The following is an 11,465-nucleotide window of genomic DNA, read 5'->3' on the forward strand; positions in this document are numbered from 1 at the left end:
GACAGTGTCGTCACGAGATGAATTTCCTTGGTATATCAAGGAGAACGAGCCTTTTATGCAGGGAGTGTACTCTTATGGTACTCGACCGGAATAAAAGGCGAAGTTCGACGCAGAGATACCGGGAAAGACGCTCGTGACGACACTGTCTAGAACGAAGGCATGATGCCTTTGCCCACCAGTTCTTTTTCAATATAGGCTTTGACTTCGGGCGACTGGACGGCCTTCATGAGGGCCTTGGTCCTGGGGCTGTCCTTGTCGGCCTCGCGCACCACGACAATGTTGGCGTACGGGGATTCGCTGTCTTCCAGCACAAGGGCGTCGCGGGCGGGTATAAGACCGGCTTCGCCGGCGAAGTTGGTGTTGATGACGGCAGCGGCCACATCGTCCAGGGTGCGGGGCAGTTGGGCGGCATCCAGCTCATGAATCTTGAGATTCAGCGGATTTTCGGTGACGTCGGCCACAGTGATGAGTGCGCCGGGCTTGACCTTGATGATGCCGTTGGCTTCCAGCAGGCGCAGGGCGCGGGCCTCGTTGGTGGGGTCATTGGGCACGGCGATGGCGCTGCCCTTTTTGAGGTCAGACAGCTTTTTTATCTTTTTGGAATACACGCCCAAAGGCTCGATATGCACCTTGCCCACAGAAACGAGCCCCAGCTTTTTTTCCTTGTTCATATTGTCGAGGTAGGGGGCGTGCTGGAAAAAGTTGGCATAGAGCTGCCCGTTGGACAGGGCCATGTTGGGCTGCACGTAGTCGGTGAATTCCTTGATGACCAGATTGTAGCCGTCCTTGGCCAGCAGGGGCTTGGCTACAAGCATGATGTCCTTGTGCGGAAAGGGCGTGACGCCGACGACGATGTCCTCGGCGGCGAAAGAGGGAGCGGCCATAGCCAGAGTCATGACCAGGGACAGAAGCAGGCGTTTCATGATGGCTCCTTGCTTGGGTAAGACTGTGCCGTTGAAGAGGGATGAAAGCCCGTTGCGCGCGCCGCGGGCCTTTAGAGCATTTAACACTTGAAATGCTCGCTTACGGCAGGCAAAAGCCTGCCTTCTCGCATTTCGTGGCAAGGATTTTCAAGAAAATCCTTGCAGAGCAGTTAACTCATTTCATTCGTTAACTGCTCTAGCGCAGAATTTTGTACAAAAAGTTGCAGATGCCCTGAATAAGCAGCACCAGCACACACAGGATGATAACGGAATAGACCATGATATCAACCTGAAAGCGGTTGTAGCCATATTTGACGGCCAGGTCGCCCAGGCCGCCGCCGCCCACGGTTCCCGCCATGGCGGAATAGCCGAGCAGGGTGATGGCGATGACAGCTATATTGAGCACGATGGACGGCAGGGCTTCGGGAAAGAGCACCCGAAAAATGATCTGGGCATTGCTGGCCCCGAACGACCGGGCCGCTTCGATGACGCCCCTGTCCACCTCAAGAAAGCAGGTTTCAATGAGGCGGGCCACAAAGGGGGCCGCCGCAATGGTAAGCGGCACGATGGCCGCCGCGCTGCCGATGGAGGTTCCCACCACCATGCGCGTAAAGGGAATGATGGCGATCAGCAGAATGATGAACGGGAACGAGCGCAGAAGGTTCACCACAAAATCCACGACCCTGTAAACCGGGCGGCAGGGGCTCAGGCCGATGGGATTGGTCACGATCATCAGAATTGCCAGCATGAAGCCGATGACCAGAGAAAAAAAGGTCGAAATCAGCACCATCTGCACGGTTTCCCAGGTAGCCATGAGAATTTCCGGCATCTTGTCCTGCAGCCGTTCCCACAAGGGGCGCATGTCCTGGGCCAGTTGGGCGAGGGTGCTCAGTTGATCACTCATGGTCGGCATCCGTGGCTTGTTGCGAAGGGTATTCCAGTATCTCCCAGAACAGGCGCTGCTCCTTCAGGTAGCGCAGCACGGCGTCAATATTCTGGTCCTGCACGTTGATGATGAGAAAGCCGAAAACATCGTCCAGATAGCGTTCCAGCTTGCCGCCCACAATGGAGAAATCTATGCCCAGCGCTCTCGCCATCTGCGTGATGACGCTCTGCTGCGAAATTTCGCGCGGGAACATGAGGCGAATGTTGGTTCCACCGGGGATAAGGGTAAACTCGTTTTCCACAATGGCCTGCATGTCCTTGGTGGGAGCAAGAAACAGGTCTTCGGTCTTGCCCAGGGCCACGGTTTTGCCGCCGTCAAGCAAAAGCAGGCTGTGGCAGAGGCGTTTGACCACCTCCATCTGATGCGTGACCATGATGATGGTCAGGTTCAGCCGCTTGTTGATGTCTTCCAGCAGGTCAAGAATGGAAGAGGTGGTCTTGGGATCAAGGGCGGATGTGGCTTCGTCGCAAAGCAGAATGCTGGGGTTCAGGGCCAGGGCGCGGGCAATGCCCACGCGCTGCTTCTGGCCGCCGCTCAGGCTCTGCACCCTCTGGCGGGCCTTGTCCGTAAGGCCTACAAGCTCAAGCAGTTCCATCACGCGCTTCTCGCGTTCGGGCCTGTGCCAGAGCTGTAACGGAAAGGCCACGTTGTCAAAAACGTTTTTGCGGGCCATCAGGTTGAAATTCTGAAAGATCATGCCCATCTTGCTTTGCAGTTGGCGCAGATGGTGGGGGTCGAGCGAGGCGACCTCAACATCCATAACCCTGACATTGCCTTCATCATACGGCTCAAGGCCGTTGAGGCAACGCAGAAGCGTGGATTTTCCGGCCCCGGAGTGCCCGACAATACCGAAGATTTCGCCACGGCGCACATGCATGTTGATGTCCTGCAAAACAACATGGCTGCCGAAACTCTTGCGTAGCTGGTTTACCTGAATCATGCGCTTGGTACCTGAGTCTGTTGATATAATCCGGAAAGAATGCGTTATTTGCCGCGAAAAGTAAAGATGCTCCGGCGGAAAGGCACGGAGCGTCTGGAGCAGATCAGCTTTGAGAATAGACATTCCCAAGGTTTACGGGACGCCCGTTCCAGTGTCTGACCGCGCACGAAAACAGATCTGCTGTCTTGGCGGCAGCGGTTGGCGAGCCTGCGAGCCTTGCGAATGCGACAGTGATTGTGTGAAACAGACCGACCGTTACACACGCTGTCTGCAAGGGGAGTTTCCTGCGTTACAGATCCTGAAGCATCCGCAAGCCTTTCGGACAACGGCTGAAGCAACGGCTGAAGCTGCGCCCGCACCGTTCGGCGGGCCGCTCTCACGCAGTCTCCAGAGCAATTGCAAAGTGAAATTGCTCTGACTGGCCCTCGAAGCACGATTCTTGAAGTACGGTCCTTGAAACACGGTCGCTGAACCACAGTTCCTGAAACACGGCGGGCGTGTTTGCACACGCCCGCCGGAGTTGTCGCTCTGTGAAAATGCCCAGAGCATTTTCACTTCTAGAGCAGATTAACTTTGAGAATATACATTCTCAAAGTTTAAGGCACGCTCACTTCGGCGTTTAACCGCGCAGATAAACTGCGCTTACGCCTTCGCGGCGGGCGTCTGCTCGCGCAGCCGCCAGAGCAATTTCAAAGTGAAATTGCTCTAAACGTCAAACAGCATTTCCAGGTCTTCGCGGGTAAGGGACTTCCAGGTGTCCTGACCGGGGATAATGGCCTCGGCCACGCCGCGCTTGGCTTCCTGCAACTTGAGTATTTTTTCTTCCACCGTGTTCTGGCAGATAAGCTTGTAGGAAAACACCTGTCTTGTCTGCCCGATGCGGTGGGTACGGTCTGTGGCCTGACTTTCCACGGCGGGGTTCCACCACGGATCGTAGTGGATAACGTAGTCTGCCGAAGTAAGGTTGAGACCCGTGCCGCCCGCCTTGAGCGAAATGAGAAAGATGGGAATGTCCGGGCTGTTGTTGAAGCGGTCCACCTGATCAAAGCGGTCTTTGCTCGCACCGTCAAGGTAGCAGAAGGGAACCTGCGAAAACTCAAGCCACTGCTTGATGATCTGCAGCATCTGCACAAACTGCGAAAACACCAGCACCTTGTGCCCGCCTTCCACGATTTCCATGATCATGTCCTTGAAAGCGTCGAACTTTCCGGACGGCAGATTGGTGGTAAAGCCGGGGATGTCTATCTTGAGCAGGCGCGGGTGGCAGCAGATCTGGCGCAGCTTGAGCAGGGCGTCCAGAATGGACATCTGGCTTTTGGCAAGCCCTTTCTGATCCACGTCGGCCAGCACCTGGGCGCGCAGCTTGCGGGCCAGGGCGGCGTACAGTTCTGCCTGTGCCTCTTCGAGGGCGCAGCAGGTGACGCTTTCCACCTTGGGCGGCAGGTCTTTTGCCACTTCGGCCTTGGTGCGCCGCAATATGAACGGCCGCACGCGGGTGCGCAGGTAGTCCAGCGTTTCGGCGTCGCCGTCCTTGATGGGCTTGACGATGCCGCGCTGGAAAGCGTGCTGCGAGCCGAGGAAGCCCGGCATGAGAAACTCGAAGAGCGACCAAAGCTCAAAGAGGTTGTTCTCAATGGGCGTACCTGACAGGCACAGACGCATGCGGGCATTGATGCGCCGCACGGCTCTGGCAGTTATGGTATTGGGGTTTTTGATGTTCTGGGCTTCGTCCAGAATAACGGTATTGAATTCGTATTTTTCCATCTCCTCCAGGTCGCGCCGCAACAGGGCGTAGGTGGTGATGATAAGGTCCGAATTGGCAATATGCTTGAACATGCCCTCGCGGCGCGTTCCATAGATGGTCAGCCGCTTGAGGCCGGGAACGAACTTTTCCGCTTCGCGCTCCCAGTTGGGCAGCACTGAAGTGGGCACCACAATCAGGTTGGGGCCGCCATGGTGGTTCTGCACCATGTACTGGATGAAGGCGAGAGTCTGCACTGTCTTGCCCAGGCCCATTTCGTCCGCAAGAATGCCGCCGAAGCCGTATTCGGACAAAAAATTGAGGTACGAAAGGCCCTGCACCTGATAGGCGCGCAGGTTGGCGTTAAGCCCCTTGGGCGGATCAATGGGGCGAACCTCGCGGAAGGAACGTATTTTTTCGCGCAGATTGTTCCAGAAAGAGTCGGTGGCCGCGCCGGGCAGGTCTTCCAGCAGGCTGTCCAGCACAGGAGCTTCAAACTGCTTGAATTTCTGCTGCGGCGGCTTTGAGGGGTCAAGCCCAAGGGCCGTGAGCTTGTGGGCGAGCTTTTCAAGCCACGCTTCGGGCAGGCTTGTGTAGGAACCGTCCTTGAGCTGCACATAGCGCTTGCCGCGCGTCCATGCCTTCCAGATTTTTTCCAGGGGCAGGGACTGGCCCTCGTAGTCAACGGTGATGTCCAGCGAGAACCATTTTTCTTTCTCGTTGCTGACCACCTCGGCCGTGATGTTGGACGTGGCCGTGCGCACCTTGTAGCGCGAAAGGGCTTTTTCGCCGTAAACACGGTAGCTTTCGACAAGCTTGGGATAATAGTCCAGCAAAAAGGCAATGGCCTCTTCAGGCTCAAGAAACCACAGTTTGCTTGAGCGGGACTGAAAGTCCATGCCGGCAAGGTCGGTCATGAGCTGGGCTTCTTCGTCCTGATGGCGGCGCACAAGGAAGGTCTGGCCGTCATAGGTATAGCTGCCGGTCTGGAAGTCGGGGTTGGGGCCGTTGAGCGTGAACTCCCCGTGGCGGGTTTCATAGATGTTGTCTATCTCAAGCGTGAGCAGGCTGCCTTCTTCATCCAGGAAGAGTTTGGGATTATAGGTGGCGGGCTGGAACACGGGTTCCATCTGCTTGAGGAACTGCTGCGGTTCGTACAGTTCGGAGGCGGGCAGGCGAGTCCACACACGGTCGAGAAATTCGGATATTTCCTCGTGGGGGACCACGGGGCGTTCGTAAATGAGATTGCGCACAAGCGAAGGATAAAGCCCTGTCTGCACCGGGTAAAAGTTGTGCTGGTAGCAGACCCAGAGCGGCATTTGCCCGTGAAAGGTAATGGGCGCGTCTTCCGGCGCGGTGCTTTCATTCTGGGGGGTGCGGCTTTCAGCCGCGGCCCGGCTGGCGGCTCCGGCACGTATGGGCAGGGGAGGGCGCCCTTCGCGCTTGAGCAACACCTCAAAACTGAAGCCGGAGTCATCCAGGATGGGCTTGAGCTTGAGAGCAAAGGGCGTGCTTTCCACCCGGCAGGGCATGTCCGTGTCTTTCCAGAGCAGATAGTATTCCTTGCGCACAGACCAGAAAAACCATGAGGTGAGGCCCTGCGGAATTTCCACCCGGTGGCCGTAATAGTCCAGGTGCTGGCCTATCTGGCGCGCCACATACGGCAACTGCGGCGAAAATTCGCACCAGTCCGGATTGTTGATGATCTGCTCCAGCGTCACTTCATTGTGCACGGTGGACAGGCCGGACTTGTTCTGCCGCGCCCGGAAAAAGGATACCAGCAGCCGCCCCTGTTCCGGCTCGAAGCGGAAGATAAGGTAGTGGCGGCCCGGTTCCGGTTCCATGTCGGTGGAGAAAAAGTTGCGGAAACTCTGCTTCCAGTCGGTGCTTGGGGGCGGGCTTTCTTCGGCGTCGCCCTGTTCCTTTCGCAGTTCTTCGACAAGGCGCAGGGCAAGAGCCGCCACATGACGGCAGATGCCGGTGAAGGCGTCAGAGCAGTTGCACTGGTGCCGCGTGCTGTGGTCAGTGATGGTCATGCTCAGGCTGGGCGTATAGACTTGCAGATCGTCACCCTGTATGACTCCCTGCACGTCCCAGGTTTCGCCTTCCTGGATATTTATTTTTTGCACCTCACCTTCGGACAGGATATAGTACGCGGCGTCACGTATGTACTCCGGTACGCTGTCATGCAGAAAGGTCTGGCACATTTCGCGTACGACGCTCTGTTCTGATCGACTCATGCGTTCCTCAAAAAGCCCCTGTCAGGCTTGTGAAAATTTCTAATGACAGGGCGATGTTATGATGTTTGCGATAAATAGCACAGGTTGGGGGGCGAAAGCAATATGAAGCATCAAAATTATGAAAAAAATAAATTTTGAGTGGGTAAACAGTATGTTGGATATATTTCTTCCAATTCGTATCCTGCTCTTACTGACTGTTTTTATGGGCTTTTTTTCTCCTTCTGCCGCTCTGGCCGCCGAAGCCGGGCCGGAAGCGGAAAAAAAAGAAAATTGGGGAACACCCGTTGACGGAGGCCGCATTCTTTTCGGCAGCATCGGCGAAGCCTCCAATCTTATCCCCTATCTTTCCGCAGACTCCGCTTCTCACGAGGTGGCGGGCCTTATTTATGTCGCGCCCTTGCGCTATGACAAGGATCTTCAGGTAGAGCCCTGGGCCGCGGAAAGCTGGAGCATGGAAGACGAGGGGCGGCTCATGCGCTTTACCCTGCGCAAGGGCATTTTGTGGGAAGACGGCGTTGAGCTTACTGCCGAGGATGTGGCCTATACCTGCAAGGTGGTGGCCGATCCGGCCACCGGCAGTCCCTATGCCGAAGATTTTTCACGCATCAAAGAGTTTCGCGTCATTGACCGCTATACGTTCGAGGTCCGTTACGAGCATTTTTTTGCGCGCACGGTGTCCTCGTGGATGCAGCCCATACTGCCCCGGCATCTTCTTGAAGGGCAGGACATACGCAGCAGCCCGCTGGCGCGCAAACCGGTGGGGGCGGGGCCTTACAGGCTCAAGGCCTGGGAGCCGGGCAGCCGCATTATCCTTGAAGCCTCGCCCACCTATTTTGACGGTAAGCCCCACATCACCGAAGCCGTGTACCGCATCATTCCCGACGGCGCGACCATGTTTATGGAGGCGCGGGCCGGGCGGCTGGATATTATGGATCTTTCTCCGCTGCAGTACCTGCGGCAGACGTCCGGCCCCATGTGGGAGCGTGAGTTCAACAAGTTTCGTTATCTCGCCTCGTCCTATGTTTTTCTGGGCTTTAACCTGCAGCATCCGTTTTTTGCGGATGTGCGCGTGCGCCGGGCTGTTTCTCAGGCCATTGACCGGGACAGCATCATCCAGGGGGTGCTGCTCGGGCAGGGCATACCGGCCTTTGGGCCTTTCAAGCCCGGGGTGTGGGCGTATCACCCGACCCTTCAGCCCATGCCGCAAAATGTGGCCGCCGCGCGCGCCCTGCTGGCCGAAGCCGGTTTTACCGACAGTGACGGCGACGGTCTGCTGGACAGGGACGGCAAGCCCTTTTCCTTTACCATACTGACCAACCAGGGCAACGAGCAGCGCATTCTTACGGCCACGGTCATACAGGCGCAGCTCAGGGCCATTGGCATTGACGTGCATATCCGCACGGTGGAATGGGCCGCCTTTATTCGCGAGTTTGTCAACAAGGGGCGATTTGACGCCATCATTCTCGGCTGGACCATTCCTCAGGACCCGGATATCTATCAGGTATGGCATTCATCACAGGCGGTTGAAGGCGGCCTTAACTTTACCGGCTATAAAAATCCTGAAGTGGACAGGTTGCTGGAAGAGGCGCGTTCTACTCCCGATCAGAAGACGCGCGCCCGTTTATACTGCCGTATACAGGAAGTGCTGGATGCGGAACAGCCCTATTGCTTTTTGTATGTTCCCTACGCGCTGCCCGTGGTGCAAAAGCGTTTTCAGGGCGTTGAGCCGGCTCTGGCGGGCCTGTTGTACAATTTTGAAAAGTGGTGGGTTCCAAAAGAACTGCAGCGTCACAGCCTGACGGCGGACTAGGGCCGTTTACGAATGCAATGAGCTAACTGCTCTGCAAGGATTTTCAGGGAAATCCTTGCTACGAAATGCGAGCAGGCAGGCTTTTGCCTGCCGTAAGTGAGCATTTCAAGTGTTAAATGCGTCTAGCTCCCCTGTCTGGAATGTTTTTACGTTGAAATACTTTGTGAGGGAGGGAGCCTTTTGCAAAAGGCTCCCTCCCTCACGCCGCCACCCCCTAAAACCTTTATTGGGGCTTCGCTCTGTTGCAAAAAAACTCCTGCCGAGGCGGGAGGCCCGGCAGTAGTCCCTTGCAGGCATGCCACCGCCGCAAAGGCAGTTATTCAGAATTCATCCTCATGAAAAAACGCCTTATGGCAGGCGAAAGGCGCAGATGCCTGACGGGTACGCAAGGCCCGGAACATCTGAAAGCTCTGATCTTTTTTTGCGGCAGCGGCGGCGCTTTCCGCAGGGCCAACAGCATTGACAAGGCTGCGCAACTGATAACATAGTCAGGACATCACAAAGATTTTACGCCCGGACGGGATTTACGCATGATTCGCATACAGGAAATTCTCGACAAGGTGTCGGCGCACAATCCCGACGCGGATCTGGAGCTTATCCAGAAAGCCTACGTTTACGCAGCCACTGCCCACGTGGGGCAAACCCGCCTGTCGGGCGAGCCGTATCTTTCCCATCCGCTGGCCGTGGCCGACACCCTGGCTGAAATGGGTTTTGACGAATCAACGGTGGCCGCCGGGCTTTTGCACGACACGGTGGAAGACACCAAGGCCACGCTTGAGGAACTGGACGAGAATTTCGGTGAGGATGTGGCCGACATTGTTGACGGCGTGACCAAGATCAGCATGATCCCCTTTGAAAACAAAGAGGAAGCCCAGGCAGAGAATATCCGCAAGATGATTCTGGCAATGAGCCACGACATGCGGGTGCTTATGGTCAAACTGGCCGACCGCCTGCACAACATGCGCACCCTGGATTTTCAGAAAGCCCACAAGCAGAAAGGCATTGCCCAGGAAACAATGGATATTTACGCGCCCCTGGCAAACCGCCTGGGCCTGTATATCATGAAGCGCAATCTGGAAGACCTGAGTTTCAAATATCTGCGTCCCGACATTTTCAATCAGATAGACCACTGGCTGGACAAGCATCAGGTGGTGGAAAAGCAGATAATCGGCAAGGTTGTAGATCTGATTAAAGACCTTCTTGCCTCTAACGGCATTGAAGGACAGGTGTATGGCCGCATCAAGCATAAATACAGTATCTATAAAAAGATGCAGTCCCAGTCCCTGTCACTGGATGAAATGCACGACATCATGGCGTTTCGTGTTCTGGTCAAGGACATCAGAGACTGTTACGCCGCGCTTGGCCTTGTGCACTCGCAATGGCGGCCCGTACACGGGCGCTTTAAAGATTATATCTCCATGCCCAAGACCAATGGCTACCAGAGCCTGCACACCACGGTCATCGGGCCCGAAGGCGAACGCATAGAAATCCAGATACGCACCGAAGACATGCACCGACAGGCCGAACACGGCGTGGCGGCCCACTGGCTGTATAAAGAAAAGGGCCGCGTCAACAGCAAGGACCTGGAGCAGTTCGGCTGGCTGCGCGAAATTTTTGAGCGCCAGAGCGAAGAGACGGACTCGCGCGAGTTCATGCATTCGCTCAAGCTGGATCTCTTCAAGGACGAGGTCTACGTGTACACCCCGGCGGGCGATGTCAAGGAACTGCCCGAAGGGGCCACCCCGCTGGACTTCGCCTTCATCATCCACACCAAGGTGGGGCAGCACTGCACCGGCGCCAAGATCAACGGCAGGCTCATGCCCCTGGGCACAGAGCTTAAAAACGGTGATATTGTTGAAATTCTTACTGATCCAAGCAGAAAGCCCAACAGGGACTGGCTCAAGATTGTCAAAACAGCCAGGGCGCGCAGCCGCATTCAGCGCTATCTGCGCACCGAGGAGCGCGCCCACGCGGTAAGTCTTGGGCGCGACATGCTGGAAAAAGAAGGGCGAAAGGTCAGCCTTAACGTCAACAGGGCCATCAAGGACGGGCATATGGCCCTGGTGGCCCAGGAAATGAATTTCGAGAGCGTGGATGACCTTGTGGCATCGGTGGGCTATGCCCATACAACGCCACGCAAGGTGCTCAACCGTCTGTATGCCGTGTTGCACCCGGATGCGGTTTCCTCCGCGCCTGAAACGCCCACGGTCAAGGAAAGCAAAGAGGCCGCCGGCCGCAAAACGGAGGGCGTGGGCATTTCCGGCGTGGACGGCGTGCTCATGCGTTTTGCCAAGTGCTGTAACCCGGTTCCCGGCGACCCCATCATAGGTTATATCAGCCGTGGCCTTGGCGTCAGCGTACACCGTGCGGATTGCCCAAATGTGGCGAATATGGAGCCGGAAAGGCTTATTTCCGTGCATTGGGACGGCGCGGAAGAAAAACCGTACGAAGCCGGTATTTTCATCATTGCCAAAAACGAGCACGGAGTGCTGGCTTTGGTGGCTCAGGTGCTTGCCAAAAACAACGTGAACATCACCGGTCTGAATATGGACAACCTCGTGGACGGCCGTGCCAAGCTGCGCTTTACAGTGGAAGTGCGCGATGCCACGCAGCTTTACCAGCTCATCGAGTCCATCCGCTCTTTGCCGCCCATTCTTGAGGTGGTGCGCGATACGGAAGATGCGCAATGATGCTCCCTCGGGGCAACGGACGTCTGTACAAAATCAGCCCGAGATACGGTTTAGAGCAATTTCACTTTGAAATTGCTCTGGCGGCTGCGTGAGCAGACGTTCGCTACGGAGGCGTAAGCGCAGTTTATCTGCGCGGTTAAACGCCGAAGTGAGCGTGCCTTAAACTTTGAGAATG

6 protein-coding genes are annotated in these 11,465 nt (G+C 56.2%); 2 read left to right on the forward strand and 4 right to left on the reverse strand.

From position 1 onward, the window contains the following. Positions 1-146: 146 nt before the first annotated feature. From V6C07_RS03580 to V6C07_RS03595, 4 genes are all read right to left on the reverse strand, one after another. The gene (locus V6C07_RS03580) at positions 147-923 is read right to left on the reverse strand and encodes a MetQ/NlpA family ABC transporter substrate-binding protein (RefSeq protein ID WP_333534998.1); all 777 of its coding nucleotides are present in this window, start codon (positions 921-923) and stop codon (positions 147-149) included. Between the two features lie 196 nt (positions 924-1,119). Next, complete coding sequence (locus V6C07_RS03585) at positions 1,120-1,827, reverse strand: methionine ABC transporter permease (protein ID WP_333534999.1); 708 nt, start codon at positions 1,825-1,827, stop codon at positions 1,120-1,122. Then, positions 1,820-2,809: a methionine ABC transporter ATP-binding protein gene (locus V6C07_RS03590; RefSeq protein WP_333535001.1), complete on the reverse strand. Its 990-nt coding sequence runs from the start codon at positions 2,807-2,809 to the stop codon at positions 1,820-1,822. The genes V6C07_RS03585 and V6C07_RS03590 overlap by 8 nt, the downstream gene beginning before the upstream one ends. A 705-nt stretch (positions 2,810-3,514) precedes the next feature. Then, positions 3,515-6,790: a DEAD/DEAH box helicase gene (locus V6C07_RS03595; protein WP_333535002.1), complete on the reverse strand. Its 3,276-nt coding sequence runs from the start codon at positions 6,788-6,790 to the stop codon at positions 3,515-3,517. 202 nt (positions 6,791-6,992) lie between these two features. On the opposite strand from V6C07_RS03595, the gene V6C07_RS03600 reads away from it, so the two are divergent. Together V6C07_RS03600 and V6C07_RS03605 are read left to right on the forward strand one after the other, a co-directional pair. After that, the gene (locus tag V6C07_RS03600; protein WP_442891922.1) at positions 6,993-8,600 is read left to right on the forward strand and encodes a peptide-binding protein; all 1,608 of its coding nucleotides are present in this window, start codon (positions 6,993-6,995) and stop codon (positions 8,598-8,600) included. A gap of 530 nt (positions 8,601-9,130) precedes the next feature. After that, positions 9,131-11,290 (forward strand): RelA/SpoT family protein, encoded by a 2,160-nt coding sequence (locus V6C07_RS03605; RefSeq protein ID WP_333535005.1) that lies wholly within the window; start codon positions 9,131-9,133, stop codon positions 11,288-11,290. Positions 11,291-11,465: the final 175 nt, after the last annotated feature.

This window comes from Desulfovibrio sp. 1214_IL3152, assembly GCF_036763055.1.
GTDB lineage: Bacteria > Desulfobacterota > Desulfovibrionia > Desulfovibrionales > Desulfovibrionaceae > Desulfovibrio.